Origin of the sequence: Pseudomonas sp. NPDC087817 (assembly GCF_044742875.1) — a bacterium.
In the GTDB taxonomy this organism is placed as follows: domain Bacteria; phylum Pseudomonadota; class Gammaproteobacteria; order Pseudomonadales; family Pseudomonadaceae; genus Aquipseudomonas.
In genome coordinates this window covers 25976-42753 of the sequence record NZ_JBIUVJ010000017.1, presented here as the reverse complement: position 1 = coordinate 42753, position 16778 = coordinate 25976, and the positions used below count along the sequence as shown (strand labels likewise).

The 16778-nt window shown below is 59.9% G+C and carries 16 protein-coding genes; 3 read left to right on the top strand and 13 right to left on the bottom strand.

All coding sequences use genetic code 11. From position 1 onward, the window contains the following. Nucleotides 1-166: 166 nt before the first annotated feature. From ACIONG_RS14230 to cbiE, 13 genes are all read right to left on the bottom strand, one after another. Nucleotides 167-1177 (bottom strand): iron ABC transporter permease, encoded by a 1011-nt coding sequence (locus ACIONG_RS14230; RefSeq protein WP_103306106.1) that lies wholly within the window; start codon nt 1175-1177, stop codon nt 167-169. Continuing rightward, entirely contained in the window at nt 1174-2121 is a 948-nt protein-coding gene (locus ACIONG_RS14225; protein WP_401300304.1) for an ABC transporter substrate-binding protein, read from the bottom strand. Before ACIONG_RS14225 ends, ACIONG_RS14230 begins: the two co-directional genes overlap by 4 nt. Further along, the gene (locus tag ACIONG_RS14220; protein WP_315446359.1) at nt 2118-2906 is read right to left on the bottom strand and encodes an ABC transporter ATP-binding protein; all 789 of its coding nucleotides are present in this window, start codon (nt 2904-2906) and stop codon (nt 2118-2120) included. The genes ACIONG_RS14225 and ACIONG_RS14220 overlap by 4 nt, the downstream gene beginning before the upstream one ends. 169 nt (nt 2907-3075) lie before the next feature. After that, a complete protein-coding gene (locus tag ACIONG_RS14215) occupies nt 3076-5199 on the bottom strand; it encodes a TonB-dependent receptor (RefSeq protein WP_401300300.1) in 2124 nt (707 codons plus the stop codon). A 150-nt stretch (nt 5200-5349) separates the two neighbouring features. Beyond that, entirely contained in the window at nt 5350-6729 is a 1380-nt protein-coding gene (locus tag ACIONG_RS14210) for a PepSY-associated TM helix domain-containing protein (protein WP_401300297.1), read from the bottom strand. 163 nt (nt 6730-6892) lie between these two features. Continuing rightward, entirely contained in the window at nt 6893-9013 is a 2121-nt protein-coding gene (locus ACIONG_RS14205) for a TonB-dependent copper receptor (RefSeq protein WP_401300294.1), read from the bottom strand. A gap of 84 nt (nt 9014-9097) precedes the next feature. After that, nucleotides 9098-9544, bottom strand: coding sequence for a DUF2946 domain-containing protein (locus ACIONG_RS14200; RefSeq protein ID WP_401300291.1), 447 nt, complete (start codon nt 9542-9544; stop codon nt 9098-9100). 21 nt (nt 9545-9565) lie between these two features. Continuing rightward, nucleotides 9566-10045 (bottom strand): copper chaperone PCu(A)C, encoded by a 480-nt coding sequence (locus tag ACIONG_RS14195; protein ID WP_401300288.1) that lies wholly within the window; start codon nt 10043-10045, stop codon nt 9566-9568. 48 nt (nt 10046-10093) lie between these two features. Further along, entirely contained in the window at nt 10094-10492 is a 399-nt protein-coding gene (locus tag ACIONG_RS14190; RefSeq protein ID WP_103306114.1) for a DUF2946 domain-containing protein, read from the bottom strand. A 47-nt stretch (nt 10493-10539) separates the two neighbouring features. After that, nucleotides 10540-10851, bottom strand: a complete 312-nt coding sequence (locus ACIONG_RS14185) for a hypothetical protein (protein WP_213027420.1) — start codon at nt 10849-10851, stop codon at nt 10540-10542. 261 nt (nt 10852-11112) lie between these two features. After that, nucleotides 11113-11835 (bottom strand): cobalt-precorrin-6A reductase, encoded by a 723-nt coding sequence (locus ACIONG_RS14180; RefSeq protein ID WP_401300283.1) that lies wholly within the window; start codon nt 11833-11835, stop codon nt 11113-11115. Continuing rightward, nucleotides 11832-12929 carry a cobalt-precorrin-5B (C(1))-methyltransferase gene (locus ACIONG_RS14175; RefSeq protein WP_315446366.1) on the bottom strand — a complete coding sequence of 366 codons (1098 nt, stop codon included), beginning with the start codon at nt 12927-12929 and terminating at the stop codon, nt 11832-11834. Before ACIONG_RS14175 ends, ACIONG_RS14180 begins: the two co-directional genes overlap by 4 nt. Continuing rightward, nucleotides 12922-14133: a precorrin-6y C5,15-methyltransferase (decarboxylating) subunit CbiE gene (cbiE, locus tag ACIONG_RS14170; protein ID WP_401300280.1), complete on the bottom strand. Its 1212-nt coding sequence runs from the start codon at nt 14131-14133 to the stop codon at nt 12922-12924. Before cbiE ends, ACIONG_RS14175 begins: the two co-directional genes overlap by 8 nt. Nucleotides 14134-14373: 240 nt before the next feature. On the opposite strand from cbiE, the gene ACIONG_RS14165 reads away from it, so the two are divergent. The 3 genes from ACIONG_RS14165 (at nt 14374) to ACIONG_RS14155 (ending at nt 16723) form a co-directional block, all read left to right on the top strand. Next, nucleotides 14374-15045, top strand: a complete 672-nt coding sequence (locus ACIONG_RS14165) for a hypothetical protein (protein ID WP_213027424.1) — start codon at nt 14374-14376, stop codon at nt 15043-15045. A gap of 139 nt (nt 15046-15184) precedes the next feature. Continuing rightward, nucleotides 15185-16009: a hypothetical protein gene (locus ACIONG_RS14160; protein ID WP_401300278.1), complete on the top strand. Its 825-nt coding sequence runs from the start codon at nt 15185-15187 to the stop codon at nt 16007-16009. Between the two features lie 51 nt (nt 16010-16060). Beyond that, complete coding sequence (locus tag ACIONG_RS14155) at nt 16061-16723, top strand: hypothetical protein (protein WP_401300275.1); 663 nt, start codon at nt 16061-16063, stop codon at nt 16721-16723. The last annotated feature ends 55 nt before the right edge of the window (nt 16724-16778 follow it).

Below are 16778 nucleotides of genomic sequence, written 5' to 3'. Positions count from 1 at the left end.
GTTGGTGCAGGCGGCCGCGCCAGATTGGGGCGCGATTTTATGCTCACTACAAATCAAATGTGGGAGCGAGCCTGCTCGCGAATAGATCGTGTCAGTCAACATCACTGGTGAATGACACACCGTATTCGCGAGCAGGCTCGCTCCCACATTTTTGATCTGTGTTGGTTCAGCGGCGGCGCATCAGACCGATGAAGAACAGCCCACCGATTGCGGCAGTGGCGACGCCGATGGGCAGGTCTTCGGGGGCGATCATCGTGCGGGCGGCGACGTCGACCCAGATCAGAAACACACTGCCCAGCAACACGCACGCCGGCAGCAATCGCCGGTGTTCGGCACCCACCAGACGGCGCGCAATGTGCGGCACCATCAGCCCGACAAAACCGATCGAGCCACTGATCGACACCAGCACACCGGTCATCAGCGAGGCGATGACAAAGACCCGCAAGCGCACCGAGCGAGCATTCAAACCGAGGGTGACGGCAGTCTGTTCGCCGGCCATCAGCGCGTTCAATGGGCGGGCCATGCCCAGCAGCAAGATCAACCCGAGCAGCACGCTCGCTGCCGGCACCGCCAGCAACTCCCAACGCGCCAGCCCGAGGCCGCCGAGCATCCAGAACATCACCGCTGAACTGGCGCGATGGTCGCCCATGAACAGCAGCAGATTGGCAATCGCCATCATCACAAACGACACCGCCACGCCGCACAACAGCAGGCGGTCACTGTCGAGCCGGCCCTGCCGACTGGCAATCGCCAGCACCACCAGCATGCTCAGCAGGGCGCCGATGAATGCGGCAATCGGCAAGGTCAGCAGGCCGATGATTTCACCGACATGCAGCACCACGATCACCGCGCCCAATGTCGCCCCTGATGTCACGCCAAGCAGATGAGGATCGGCCAGAGGATTGCGCGTCACCGCTTGCAACACCGCGCCGATCAGCGCCAGACCGGCGCCCACCAGCGCGCCGAGCAACATGCGCGGCACGCGGATCAGCCAGACGATGTGTTCCTGCCCGGCGCTCCAGTCCACCTCGCCAATACCAAGCGTCTTGTGCAGCAAAATACGCCACACCACGTCCACCGGCACCCGCGCGGGGCCGAAGCCGAGCGACACCACGCACGACACCAGCAACACGGCGCCGAGGGCGATCAGCAGCAGGGCGTAGCGACGGTTGATCATTCGCCGTGGAAACCTTTGGCCAGGGTTTCCACCGCCAGCACGTTGTCGATCCCCGGCGTGGCCTGCACATACGGAATGACGATGAAGCGCTGGTTCTTGATCGCGTCCACCGATTGCAGGGCTTTGTTGTTCAGCAGAAACTCAATCTTCTGCTCGGCAGTGATTTCGCTGTAGTCGACGATCACGATGACCTGCGGATTATGCTCGACCACGGTCTCCCAATTGACCCGCGTCCAGCTCGCTTCGACGTCATCGAGAATATTGTGCCCGCCCGCTGCATCGATCAGCGCTTGCGGCATGCCGAGGCGGCCGGAGGTCATGGCGCGGTCTTCGCCGCTGTCGTAGAGGAAAACCCGCGGTTTTTCGGCGGGCAGGTCTTTGCGCACGTCGGCGACTTGCGCCTGCATCCGGGCGATCAGCGCATTGGCGCGATCCTGCACGTCGAAGATTTTGCCGAGGTTGCGCAGATCGTTGTAAGTGTCTTCAAGCGATGCGGCCGGGCGCTTCATCACGAACGCGCAGGACTCGGTCAACTCATACACATTGATGCCCAGCGGTTGCAGGGTTTGCGGGGTGAGGTCGCCGCCGACGCGCATGCCGTAATCCCAGCCGGCGAAGAAAAAATCGACGTTGGCATTGAGCAGGGTTTCCACCGACGGATATTTCGCCGCCAGCTCTGGCAAACCGTCGAGCAACGACTGCATGTCGGGCGTCACTGACTTCCAGCCACTGACGCCGCTGTAACCGGCCATGCGCGACTTCAGGCCGAGGGCGAGCATCATCTGGGTCATGTTGATGTCGTGGCTGACCGCGTGTTGCGGCGCTTGCTTGAAGGTCACTTCGCGGTTGCAGCTCTGAATGGTCAGCGGGTACTTCGTGGCCTCGGCCAGCGCCTGGGCACTGCACAACAGAAGAGCGACGCAAAGCAGGGAACGCACAGTCATGGTCGGGTTATCCAGGTGATTCGCGGGTAGCCGTGAAGGGGGTGGGAGTCGATCAATGCCTCGACGCCGAAAACCTCGCGCAGCAGTTCGGTGGTGAGCACTTCTTGCGGCGTGCCGCTGGCGACGATGCGTCCGTGGTTGATCACATAGAGTCGGTCGCAGAAAGCGGCAGCGAGGTTCAGGTCGTGAATGCTGGCCAGCGTGCCGATTTGCAGACGTTTGACCAGTTGCAGCAGTTCCAGCTGATAACGCGGGTCGAGGTGGTTGGTCGGCTCGTCGAGGATCAGCAGTTGCGGTTGCTGGGTCAGGGCGCGGGCAAGAATCACCCGCTGTTTTTCACCGCCGGAAAGGGTGGCGAAGGCGTGGTCTTCGAAGCCTTCCAGGCCTACCGATTTGAGCGCCTGGGTGGCGAAGTTGCGATCCTCGAGGGTTTCGCCATCGAACAGACCCTTGTGCGGCGTGCGGCCCATGGCGACGACTTCTTCGACGGTCAGGCCGAAGGCGTCGGGAAATTCTTGCAGGACCACGGCGATGCGTTGCGCGCACCAGCGCGAGGACTGCTTCCACACGTTGTGGTGATCGAGACTGACCTCACCGCTTTCCGGTTGGCTGAAGCGGTAGGCGCAGCGCAACAGGCTGGTCTTGCCGCTGCCGTTGGGACCGATCAGCCCGACGAACTCACCGGCAGCCACTTGCAAGGAGGCGTCACGCAGTTGGAACTGGTGATGGCAGTGGCCGTGGCCCAGCGGTGTCCAGGCGAGGTTGGTGAGGGTCAGTGACGTCATTACTTTCCTGATTTCAGTAGCATTTGTGGCGAGGGGATTTATCCCCGATCGGCGTCGAAGCCGTCGTAAATCGATGAATACGGTCTTCTGATAAACCGTGATTACAGGTTTGGGACCGCTGTGCGGTCCATCGGGGATAAATCCCCTCGCCACAAGAGTGTTTCCGCTTTTAAAAGGTGTAATCAGCCGTGACAAAGAACGATCTCGGCTCGCCGAGTATCCACTGCTGGCCCTCATTGTATTGGCTTTGTGCGTACTGGCGGTCAAACAGATTGTTCACCTGCAAGCCCAGCGTGGTGTTGCGCAAGGCTTTCCACGACAGGGTCGCATCCACCACGGTGTAACTCGGCAGCTCATTGCGGTTGGCCATGTCGGCGTAACGCGCATCGACATAACGCAGACCCGCGCCGGCTTTCAGGTCATCGCTGAGGTTTTTGTTCAACCACAGATTGGCGGTACGACGTGGCACATCCACCGGACGGTTGCCGTTGTACGACAGGGTCTGACCATTAACCACCTCGGAAAAATCGTCGTACCTGGCCTTCACGATCGCCGCGTTGGCTTGCAGTTGCCAGGCGTAGGGCAATTGCAGATCGAGGCTCGCTTCCAGGCCGTTGGATGACTGCTGGCCGACCTGTTGCTTGAGCGTCGGGTTGCCCGGGTCGTCCGTCAGCAGTTTCTTTTTGACGATGCGATAGGCCGCCAGCGTGAACTCGCCGCGCTGATCCCAGAACAACTGCTTGAGGCCGATCTCGGTCTGGCGGGCGGTCGACAAATCGTACTGCTGCTGATTCGGACTAAGGGAAATCAAGCCACCGATGCCATCGGTGCTGGTCGCCATCTGACCGTAGAACGAAGTCTGCGGCGTCAACGCAAACACCAGGCCGGCCTTCCAGTTATTGCCGGTCAGGGTCCTGTCGCTCTGGCTGCCATCGGTCAGGCCGTTGCGATCCACGTGCACGTAATCACGGCGTACGCCGGTCACCAGCGACCAGCGCTCACTCAGCTGCGTGCGGTTTTCAGCGAACACCGACATTTGTCGGGTGGTGCTGTCGAACTGGTCGCGGTACGGATTGCTGCTCTCGAAATAACCCGATTGCGGGTGATGCAGATCCAGTGGCTGGCCATTCGGCAACACGTCGTTGAATGGCGAGTTGCTGTTGAGCTGGAAACGGATGCGGTTGTAATCGACACCGGTAACGGTCTGGCTGTCGAGACCGAACAGTGAGTGTTTGAAGGTGAAGGTCTGGCGATCACCGACCTGCTCCTGCTTGTGGCCGATGCCGAAGTAACCGCTGCGGCTCAAATGTTGTGTGTCGGTATTGAAGTTGTAGTTCTCGGCGTTCTGCCAGCGACGCTGGGCCTTGAGGTAGTACAGCTCGTTGCTGGCGCTGACCGAGTCATTGATCTGCCAGTCACTGGTCAGGCGCGTCCACTGATCGTTGTAGTGCTGCTTGTCGTCGCGCACGTTGTAGTTCTTGTCGCGCAGGCTTTCCTGCAACCGGCCGTTGATCAGTGGCGTGCCGAAATAGTTCTGCGGGCGCTGGTCGCCATAGTCATGGGCGAGGGTGAACGCCAGATCATCAGTGGCCTGCCAGCGCAGCGCGGCACTGATGAAGTCGCTGGAGGAATCGCCGCGATCGATCCAGCCGTTGCTGCGCAGACGATTGAGGTTGAGGCGGTAGCTCAGGGTATCGGTCAGCGAGCCGCCGCTGTCGAAGGCTTGCTGCTGGCGGTCGTATGAGCCGTAACCGACGCGCACATGGTTTTCGATCTCGCCCTCGAACGGCTTCTTCGGGATCACGTTGACCACCGCACCGGTCGCGCCTTCGCCGTACAGCACCGAGGCCGGGCCGCGCAGCACATCGACGCGCTCCACCGACCAGGTGTCGACCGGGAAGGTGACCGTGCCCATGCCGGTGTACATCCGGTTGCCGTCATACAACTGCATCACCGAACTCTGCCCGGTAAAACCCCGTGCCTGCAGCGACGTGCCGCCATCGCCCGGCGTACCGGTGCGGCTGATGCCGGTGCTGCGCGATACAGCGTCCTGCACGCTTTGATCGCCACGGGCGCGGACTTGCTCGCCGCTGAGGCTTTCGACGCTGGCCGGGGTTTCCATGGCCGTCAGGTTCAGGCGCGAACCGGCGGTGGTCGGCGTGGTTAGACTGACGTTTTCCTCGTCAACTGCCGGCGCAGTGATGCTGCCGGTGGGCAGGGTCAGCGCTTGGCTATCGGCATGGGCGCTGTTCATCACGAACAGGCAGAGGCTGGACAAGAGGTACTTGTTCATCGGGGCGGTGAATCACTTCTGCAAAAGAAAGCCCGCAGCTTTTGGCCGCGGGCAGAATGGCAAACAAGAGTTATACAGTAACACTAAGGGCTGCCGAATTATAAGCCTCGGCATTCTATAGAGCTGTCTAAAACGCGCATCTCGCCTGATTCATGATGAAGGTGAGGCAGATTCAGCTTGTCGACCAAATCGCGACAGCAACAGTCGATCCAGCAGCCACACCACCACCAGCGAAGCCCCCACCAGCGGAAAAATCACCGCCAGCGCCAGCATGATCACCACGCCGGTTTTCCACTTCGGCAAGTCATGCCGCAGCGGCGGCACGCCGAACTTGCCCTGTGGCCGGCGCTTCCACCAGATCACCACGCCGCTGACGGCGCTGAGCAGAATCATCAGGCAGATCAGCAGCACGACGATCTGGTTGAAGGTGCCGAACATCTTGCCTTCATGCAGCATCACGCCGATTTCCGTGGCGCGGGCCACCGTGCCGTACTGTTCGAAACGCACATCGGCGAGGACGTTGCCGGTGTACTGATCGACGTGAAGGGTTGCGTCGTTGCGCGGGTCATCGGCGAACACCGCGATGGTGAACACACCGGTGGCGGTGGTCGGCAAGGTGATGCTGTAACCCGGCTCGACCTTGCGCTGTATGGCGATGTTCTGCACGTCTTGCAGGCTGATGGTTGGCGCGGCAGGGCCGTGTTGCATGCCGCTGTGGGCCATGTGTTCGGCGTGGTCGCCGGACATCGGCATCGGCGTGTTTTCCATCGCCCATGGCACGGTCTGGCGCGTGGCGCTGTTGAGGCTGCGGGCTTCAACGTCGGAGGTCGGCACGTTGTCCCACATCGCTGCCGGGAACACGTTCCAGACCTGCGCGTATTGCTTGCCCCAGAAGCCGGTCCAGGTCATGCCGCTGAGTAGCATCACCAGCAGCAGCGTCGCGCCCCAGAACCCGGTGACGGCGTGCAGATCACGCCACAACACGCGGCCGCGACTGTTCAGGCGCGGCCAGAGAATCCCCGCTGCCTGACCGCGTGGCCACCAGAGGAACAGTCCCGACACCACCAGCACCACGCCCCAGCCGGCGGCCATTTCGATCAACCGGTCACCGACGGTGCCGATCATCAATTCGCCGTGGATGGCGCGGGCGATGGCTTGCAGATTCTGCTTGGCATCCTGCTCGCCGAGGATGTCGCCGTGGTACGGATCGACGAAGACATTCAGTTCGTGGCCGGCGTTGGTCACGACAAACTGCGCACTGCGTTCGGCGTTCACTGGCGGTAGATATTGCGTGACCTGGCCCTGTGGATAGGCGCTTTTTACCCGCTGCAGCAAGTCATCGGCGGGGACGGTGTGATGGCCGGCCGGGACGTTGAGCAGGCTGCTGTACATCAGCGAGTCGAGTTGGGGTTTGAACAGGTAGATGATGCCGGTCAGGGCCAGCATCACCATGAACGGCGCGACGAACAATCCGGCATAGAAATGCCAACGCCAGGCCAGGTTGTAGAAATTCGGTTTGGGCTTTTGCATCACGTTTGCTCCGCTTGGCTTGGATCTTCTAGTTGTTCATTCAGGTTGCTACACCGCATTCCCTCTGGGAGCGAGCCTGCTCGCGAAGGGGACGGCACATCCAACATTGATGTCGTCTGGCACGATGCCTTCGCGAGCAGGCTCGCTCCCACATGGGTGGGTGTCAGAAACTCATGTCCACCTTGGTCCAGAGCGTGCGCCCCGGTTCATTGATCGCTTGCGGGTCATTGGCCGGGTAGCCGAAACCGGCGTTGCCCGCCAGGTTCAGGTGTTCGGCGTACGCCTTGCCGAACAGGTTGTCGACGCCGCTGCTGACCTTCCAGTTTTTGTTGATCCGGTAGGCACCGTTGAGCGAGAACACGCCGAAGCCGGAACTCTTGTCGTAATCCTTGCCGACCACGTTGCCCTTGTTCTGGTCGATGCGGTTTTGCGCGGCAACCACCCTCCACAGCGCGCCGGCGCTCCAGTTGTTTTCGGTATAGGTCAGGCCGAAACGTGCATCCAGCGGCGGCATCTGCGGCAGTGCCTTGCCGTCACTGCTGTTCTTGCCCCAGGCGTAGGCCAGGGTCGCATCGGCTTTCCAGTTGTCGGTGAGGTTGTAAGCGGCACCGAGTTCACCGCCCATGATCCGCGCGTCGATGTTTTCCGCGCGCGAAGTGCTCATGCCCATCCTCGTCGGCGCGTAGTCGAACAGGATGTAGTCACGCACCACGCCGATGTAGCCCGAGGCCCAGGCTTCGAGGTCGGCGCTCTTGTAGTTCACGCCGAAGTCGAGTTGAGTGGTCTTTTCCGGTTTGATCGAATCGAAGGCATTGACCGAGCCCGCCGGGCCGGATTTCGGCGAGAACAGCTCCCAGTAATCCGGGAAGCGTTGCGCGTGACCGAGGCCGGCGTAGAGCGTGGTCGGGCTGTCGGCCAGGTCATGCTCGTAACGCACGAAGCCGCTTGGCAGGGGGTCGGCGCGGGTTTCATCGGCGGTGGGATTCGGCCGGGACATCATTCCGGAGCCGCTGCTCTGCCGATAATCCTTGGCCGAGGCGCGATCAACCCGGGCGCCAGTGATCAGCCGATCACGGTCGGCGGCGTACCAGGTCATTTCGCTGAACACGCCGTAGTTATGAAAGTCGGCGTCCTTGGTGTAGGGCTGATCCTTGTAGGTATCGATGCCCATGCCGCTGCGCTGACGGTGTTCGTTGGTCTGCGCATCGAGACCGGTGATCAGCTGGATATCAGCCCAGCGCCAGGTGGCTTTGATCCGTGCGCCTAGGGTGCGACGGTCAACGTTGGACGCCATCGGCCCGGCCATCATCCCGGTGCCGGATGGTTTGCGCAGGGTGTAGTTGTCCATCACATGATCGGCGTAGTTGTAGTAGACCTGCGCCTCCAGCTTCTCCAGCACGTCGCTGATGTTGGATTTCTCAACGCGCAGACCGAGGCTTTCGCGCAGGAACTGCGAGCCGTCCATACCCCGCCCGGCATAGCGTGCCTCGCCGTCGCCCTTGCCGGCGGTCAGTTCGATCAGGGTGTCAGCGTCCGGCGTCCAGCCGAGCGCAACGTCGCCGTTCCACTTGTCGTAACGCGAGCCGACGACGTCGTTGTTACCGTCGCGATAGTCGTCGGAATGCGCGGTGTTGCCGATCACCCGCACGTAGCCCAATGGCCCGCCGGCGGCGGCGTCGACGACTTTGTCGAAGCGCCCGTGGGAGCCGGCCAGAATGCTCGCATTCACTCGGGTGCCGAGTTCGCCGAAGCTCTCCGGTTCTCGGTCAAACAGCACCGTGCCCGCCGAGGCGCCGGGGCCGTAGAGCACGGTTTGCGGGCCTTTGATCACGGTGAGTTTGTCGTAGGTTTCCGGCGAGATGTACGAGGTCGGCGCGTCCATCCGGCCCGGGCAGGCGCCGAGCATCACGCCGCCGTTGGTGAGGATGTTCAGACGTGAGCCGAACATGCCGCGCAACACTGGATCGCCGTTGGTGCCGCCATTGCGCACCAGGGCAAAGCCCGGGATGGTTTTCAGATAATCACCCCCATCGCTGGCCGGCACCGGTTGGCGCGGGTCCTTGGGGTTGGTGACGATGGTCAGTGGCGAGCTCGGCGCGATGGCGGTGATCACCGTCGGGCTCAGTTCTTCCGAATGGCCGGTGTGCTCATCGGCCAGCACCAGCGGGGCCAGCAATACGCCGCAAAGGACGGCGGTAGCGTGCGAGAAACGAATCCGCGATTCGTTCAAGGCAAAGGTCGCCTGGGCAGCGCCCGAGCGTGGAACAGCAGAAAACCTGGACATGACAATTTCCATCAAACAGTCGTAAACGACACGGCCGGCAGCCTGAAGCTGTCTTCTCAACCGTGTGCAATCAGAGGCGGGTGATTACGCTGCGATGGGCGGTGCGCGGCTGCGGGCGCCGGGGAAGAAGGTTTGCCGGGCGTGGCCCAGGCGTGGAGAGGGCGCTGTGAAGGTGTTGACGTGGGCGATGCTGAACGTGGCAAAAGTACCGCCGCCCGTCAGCGCCGGACAGTTGAACAGCAGGCTGCAATAGCCGCACTTTTCCCACATCGCGTGATGTGAGGATTGCGGCGGACAGTGTTCGGCGACGGGTTTTGCAGCGTGCCCGGAGTGATCCATGCCGGGCATTTCCATCGACATGTCCATGCTCATTGGCATGGATGTCGAGGCGTGCTGATCCATCGGCATCGACTGAGAAATCAGTGGGCCGATGAAGATCATCAACATGGCGAACAGGGCGATCCAGCTGCCGCGGGTCAGGTGTTCAGCCTGACGGCGTGGCGCGGAGGGCCTGGCGCTCAACGGGCGCATGGGCGACGTCAACCGGATCGGTTATTGGGCGTGCGCGTGTTCCGGCATGTCTTGCGGCGGCTTCTTCTGCACGGCGACTTCGACGGTGACGTCACCGGCCTTTTCGAAATGCATCGTCAGGGGGAAGCGCTTGCCGTCGCTGAGCAGACTGCGATCGGTTGGGTTGAGCAGCATTACGTGATAAGCCATCGGCGCGAAGGTTACCTCGCTGCCGGCAGGGACTTCGACGCTCGGCACTTGCTGCATCTTCATCAGATCGCCCTGCATCACGTGCTCGTGCAGTTGCGCTTCAGGGGCGATTGGCGAATCAACGCTGAGCAGGCGATCAGCGGTTTTGCCGGCGTTGTGAATCACGAAATAGGCGGCAACCGTCGGCGCGTTGGGCGGCAGCTCTTGCGACCACGGATGAGCGATTTCCAGCTCGCCGGCCTTGTATTCGTGGGCATGGGCGAAGCACGCAGGCACCAGCAGCACAGCGATGACGATCAGTTTGTTCAACATGGCAGTTCTCCAGAATGATTTGAAACGCAGGTCAATTGCGCGAACAAATCAAACCAGAGGGGAAGCGCGGGGGTTGAGACTTGGCCATTGCTGGCGCGGTGTGGGAGTTTGCAGTGAGGCGGGCGCCACGCTGCGATTGCTGTCATAGCGGGCGAAATACAGCTGCGGCGTATGCCCCGGCAGCGCGACCAATGGCGCCGAGCCCGAGCAGCACCAGCAATGCTGCATGTTGGAATGGCTGTCGTTGGGCGGGGCTTGCTGATCGGTGGCGGCAATGTTGATCGCGACCATCTTCGTCCCGCTGCCGGTGCAGAAACTGCTCCAGAGCAATTGTTCGGCCGGTGAATTGGCCACCTGCGCCATCGCTCCCGTCATCGGCATGGCGAGCATGTTGAACAGCACTGCAAAGCAGGCGATCCAGGCAATTGCTAGCCGGTGTCGGTTCATGGGACAGATCCGTTGGGTGGGCGATCAGGCGCGGCTATTTAGCCTGATCAGGGCCGATAAGTAAAAAAGCGTCGTGCGGTTTGGTGTCGCAGTGCCTCTTGCAAGAGGTTGAGGAGTCTGCGCCCGAGTTCGATTTCGCCACTGTGAATGAGTGTAGCGGCTTCGATTCGCAATGCCTGGGCGAAATTCGGGTCGTTTTCTATTCGTTCACGAATGGTCTGCATGACGTCTCGGAATGCTAATCGGTTGAGTTGCCCATCGCCCGAGTCTTCGACTTCGCAACCCTTGACGTACTGGCCAAGATCGGCAGGTGTTTTGAGAAAGTCCTTGACGTCGAAACGGAGGAATTTTTCTGACATAGGATGTACACGCCTTAGGATTGAAAGACGGTGAGCGTAAGTGTGGACTCTGGATGCTGAAAGTCGGTGATTCGTTAAGTTGTTGTGGGCTGTGTCCTGCGTGGTTGTAGGATTAAAGGCATATGCAGGCAGAACAGACGTCATCGCGGGCAAGCCCGCTCCCACAGGTTGCGAGGCGTTCAAAAAATCTGGATACACCACCGATTACTGTGGGAGCGGGCTTGCCCGCGAAGGCGGACTTACGTTTTCGATGTTTCAGGGTTAACAAACAGTCGCGAGGGCGGCGAGGACTTCAGACGTTGATGCAAACTCCCGATCAACCGCCGGCAACCCCGGCCTCTTCAACACAATCACCGGCACCCCACGCTCGCGCGCCACTTCCAGCTTCGGCTCGGTCGCGGTGCTGCCGCTGTTCTTGCTGATCAGCACATCGATCTGCCGCCGCTCGAACAGCGCCCGTTCATCCTTGAGCAGAAACGGCCCGCGGGCGCCGATCACTTCGCAGCGCTCGTTGCCCGGATAAACATCCAGTGCGCGCAGGGTCCAGAACTGGTCAACAGGGATTTCGTCGAGGTGTTGCAGCGGCTCGCGACCGAGGGTGAACAACGGGCGGTGAAACGGTTTGAGTGCGGCGATCAGTTCGGCCCAATCGCTGACTTCGCGCCAGTCATCGCCCGGCTGTGGCTGCCACGCAGGACGACGCAAGGCCCAGCAGGGGATGCCAGTCAGTTGCGCGGCGGTGGCGGCGTTCAGACTGATTTGCGCGGCATAAGGATGAGTCGCATCGAGCAGCAGATCGATACCTTCGTCACGAACGAATTGCGCCAGACCTTCGGCACCGCCATAGCCACCGACGCGCACCTGACAGCTCAAATCAGTCGGCACTCGGCCAACCCCGGCCAAACTGTAAATGTGTTCCGGCCCCAGCGTGCGAGCAATCGCCAGCGCTTCGGTCACACCGCCCAGCAGCAGAATCCGCTTCATTGAAAACCTCCAGCATGGCCGACAATCCCGCCCTGACGATCAATCGCAAACACCTCGACCTGCACCTGCGCCGGCACCACGCTGCGAGCGAAATTCAACGCATGGCGACAGACCTCATCGCCCAGCGCGATCCCCGCCGCACTGGCCATGGCCAATGCCTGCTGACTGGTGTTCGCCTCACGAATACCTTGCTGTAAAACCTCATCAGCGCCAATCGCCGCCGCCCACTGCGCCAGTTGCGGCAGATCGATGCTCGAGTGACGGGAGTGCAGATCCATATGCCCGGCCGCGAGTTTGCTGATCTTGCCGAAGCCCCCGCACAGGCTGAGTTTATCCACAGGCACTTTGCGCAAATGCTTGAGCACTGCGCCGACGAAATCGCCCATTTCGATCAGGGCGATTTCCGGCAGGTCGTAGACCCTTCGCATGGTGTCTTCGCTGGCATTGCCGGTGCACGCGGCGATATGCAGGTAGCCGTTGGTCTTGGCGACATCAATGCCTTGATGGATCGACGCGATGTAAGCCGCGCAGGAAAATGGCCGGACGATGCCGCTGGTGCCGAGGATCGACAGGCCGCCGAGAATGCCCAGGCGCGGGTTCATGGTTTTCAGCGCCAGCGCTTCGCCGCCTTCGACGTTGACCGTGACATCGAAGCCGCCGGCATAACCGGTTTCGGTGGCGAGCAGGCTCAGGTGATCGCTGATCATCTTGCGCGGCACCGGATTGATCGCCGGTTCGCCGACGCCCAGCACCAGCCCGGGGCGGGTCACGGTGCCGACGCCAACACCGGCAATGAAACGGATTCCCGGTTCGTCTTTCAGCTGCACTCGCGAATAAAGCAGCGCGCCGTGGGTCACGTCCGGGTCGTCACCGGCATCCTTTATGGTCCCGGCTTCGGCGCCGTCAGCGGTCAGGCGACAGAACTCCAGACGCATCTGCACTTGCTTGCCCTTGGGCAACACAATCTGCACCGCGTCGGCCGAGATCCCGCCGAGCAACAGGCGAGCGGCGGCGAGGCTGGTGGCGGTGGCGCAACTGCCGGTGGTCAGGCCGCTGCGCAGCGGTGCGGGTTGTTCGGCGGTTTCGTCACGCATCGAGAGGTTTGACCAGATCGAGCAGGGTGATCGGCAGCGCCTGGCGCCAGGTGTCGAACTCGCCGAGCGGTTGCGCCTGGGCGACATGAATGCGCGTCAGCTCGCCGCCGTAGCGTTCGCGCCAGTTCATCAGGGTGACTTCGCTTTGCAGGGTGACCGCGTTGGCGACCAGTCGGCCGCCGGGTTTGAGTTGTTCCCAGCACGTCTCGAACACGCCTTCACGGGTCACGCCGCCACCAATGAATATCGCGTCCGGGCGCTCCAGCCCTGCGAGTGCCTGCGGGGCGCGACCACGGATCAATTGCAGGCCGGGCACGCCCAGCGCATCGCGGTTGTATTCGATCAATTGCTGGCGGCCGTCATCGGCCTCGATAGCGAGTGTTCGGCAACTCGGATGCGCGCGCATCCACTCGATGCCGATCGAGCCGCTGCCGGCGCCGACGTCCCACAGCAGTTCGCCGGGCGTCGGGGCGAGCCGGGCGAGGGTGATGGCACGCACGTCGCGTTTGGTCAGTTGGCCGTCATGCCGGAAAGCCGAGTCGGGCAGCCCGGCCAAACGCGACAGGCGCGGCGTATCGGCATCGGCCAGACATTCGAGGGCGATGACATTCAGATCGGCAATCGGTGAGTCGTTCCAGTCACTGGCCGTGCCATCGACGCGGCGTTCGGCGCTACCACCCAGATGCTCCAGCACGCTCATCCGACTCGGACCGAAGCCACGCTCACGGAGCAATTGCGCGACCGCCGCCGGACTCTGTCCGTCATTGCTCAGCAACAACAGGCGCACGCCGCTGAACAAATGCGCGTTGAGCGCTGCCAGCGGCCGGGCCACCAAGGACAGCGTCACCACCTCTTGCAACGGCCAGCCGAGACGGGCGGCAGCCAGCGAACAGGAAGACGGCGCCGGTAGGATCAGCATCTCGTCACTCGGTATCTGCCGCGCCAGGCTGGCGCCGACGCCGTAGAACATCGGGTCACCGCTGGCCAAGACGCACACCGCTTCGCCACGCTGTTCCAGCACGGGCGCCAGGGAGAAAGGACTCGGCCACAATTGCCGTTCACCACGAATGCACACCGGCAACAGGTCCAGTTGGCGCTGGCCGCCGACGATCCGCGAGGCGCCCATCAGAGCTCGCCGGGCATTTTTGCCCAAGCCCTTGAAGCCGTCTTCACCGATTCCCACAACCGTCAGCCAGGGTGTCATGCCGTTCCTCAATCGCGTGCTTAACCATTAATGGGCGACATGATAACGCGATGGCTGCGCACTGACTGCTATCGATTTTTAAAGAACTAGCGGAAATCAAATGTTTAGGTTGTTTTTCTAAAGGCTATTTATTTGTTGTTAAGTTGTTGTTGAGTGGCGCGCAACTTTATTAACGGATGTGCGCGCAGTATTAATCGTCAAGTGCCGCCAGGCCAATGAATGTTAAGGAGTAACTTGTATATGAGCACCGTTCAACAACCGTTCAATTCACTCTCTGATGAAAGCAGTTCAACGGTAATGGGCAGTAATGTACTGTCTTTTTTTGCCGGGCTGACGCACGCGGATAAGCAGTTCATCAAGAACAGCATGCGCTGGGCGGAATACCGGGCTGACCAACGCTTTAACAGAAAGCGGTCTTCTGCAGACTGGTTCGAGTTTTACTCAGGCGTCATGTGGTCCGTCGGTTGGGGTCTGGAGCATGCCCCGGTCATTGTCGCAGCTCGTGATTTTTCCGGTGATGTGCTGGAGGTGTGGGCGAATTCATTGTCCACTCAATTAAGCAGGGAAAAGGTCAGCCGGATGAAAGAGACGTTTCAGCGGCTTGAGTACAACCCGGGAGCTATTGAGTTGTTTACCGACAGCACACGCAAGTGGGGCGACTTCCGTTTTTCCCCAGCGCAATACAATTTTCACAAGGAGTTGGAGATTGTGATCAGTAACGTTCGTTTGCTGAGTTCCGAATGGGTATCAACTCATCTGTTCTGGAATCTCCGGCACACGACGTCGCAACTTGATATTCAGTCCCGACGCTTTGTGATCACGCCGCGGCAGATGGATCGATATCGGGATTCATTGGCAGAATCATTGCGTGAAATGCGCATGAAGGAAATAGAACTTTCGGCTGGCGTCTGACTTGCTGAAAATATGGCCGTATTAGTGTTCTGTTTTCTGAAACTAATTGAATGAAATGCAAGTTGCCTGGGCGCTGGATGACGGTTACTTTGCAACTACGCCATGACGGTGTTCTAACTAACTCGAAGGAATCGTATTTATGAATGAAGTTACTGATCACGTTCTTACCGCTGCGCAACGTATTGCGTTTATCAAGGAGAATAATGAAGTCATTGCTGCGCAATCCCAACCGGTACTGCAACCGCGTGTCGCCAGCTTCGGTGCCGTATTGCCAGTCGACAAGGATGAACTGAACGCCGCCATTATGGGATCGGGTGTTGCGGGTTTTGACGCAAGCATGTCCAAGCGCAGCAAACGGATTGTCAAAAATACCTATATGTATGCGGACCTGAGCGCCCTGCTCAAATTTCCGAACGCCAATCAGAGAGAGCAGCGCTACGCCGAGTTCATGCGAATCATGCAGCTGGCCGGTTGGTTTCCGTTTAGCCAACCCTATAACCGCTACACAGCGTCTTCGCAGAAACTGACCATGGATAACCTGGCGCTGTCTTTGATCCATACAGCGGTGGGTGCGGCAGTCAATCAAGGTCAAGCCGCATTAAAAGTGCTATCGACTGTAGCGGACGCCACTCTGGAAGCTCTCAAGAACGAGCCGGAAGCATTGAAGCTGTTTGAGAAAAACTCGAAAAGAGCTGAAGGTGGCAACTTCTGCATGACCAGTTCGCTGGAGGATGCTGATGGTGAAATCACCATGGCAGTCGCCGCGGTGCAGTACTTCGCCAAGGCTCAGCCCACCAAGGTCCTGTTTGTTGAATGGTCCAGTTCCAGTGTCGAAATCTACAACGGCGCCACCACCATGACTATCGAAGAACAAGACTATCTGGATGTCGAGCCATTGATCATCAAAACACTCGCCGAACAGCGTAAAAAAGCACTGAGCATAGAGTTTGGCAAAGCAGCCTGAATTTAAATAAAGCCAGAGGCGTAAGCCTCTGGTTTTCAGGAGATGGAAAAAATGGACTTTAACTCTGGATATAAACCGTTCATATGTGCGGGCGCTGTTATTTTGGTGGCGAATGACTTGTCGGAATCGAATACCCGCGACATTCTTGATGCGTTGCTTTACGCACAAACCGCTGCCGCTAATAACGTTACGGACTTTTCCCAAGCAGCGTCATGGACAAACGCCCACAAAATCGCGATGAGGGTGACCGGTGCAATGCTGCTGGACGATCCCGATGCAAGTCTTCCTGCCCCGATGCACGAAAGTTTCAGCTTGATCGAGTTGGTGCAAAAGGTTTTACGCAACTGGCCGCTTGGCACAACTGCGTTGCTATTGGATTCAACAGGGCAGAGTCGGCTTGATCTGCCATTTTCGACACCCGCGATTGAGACGCTTCAACAGCACGTTGTGCATCAGGGCAGATGGGTACGGTTTATGTTCAGCCTCATTTCCGCCGATTTGACCATCACGACGGTGATGATCGCTTTCGAGTTTGATGAGGTCATGGGCGGCAATGTTCTTCAGCACCGATTCAACACAGAAAAAGTACTGGGTAACTTATCTGTAGACGGTTATAGGGCGCAGGCAGATCCGGAGGACTATGAGTTTTCTCGCGCAACGATCATTTCGTTGTTGGGCGAACTTCGCAATGAACACATTATCGCTTTGGCTTAAGGGATTGCTCGTCGCTCGAGCGTTTTCAATTCAACTGCTGTCCGGTCAGTCAGAC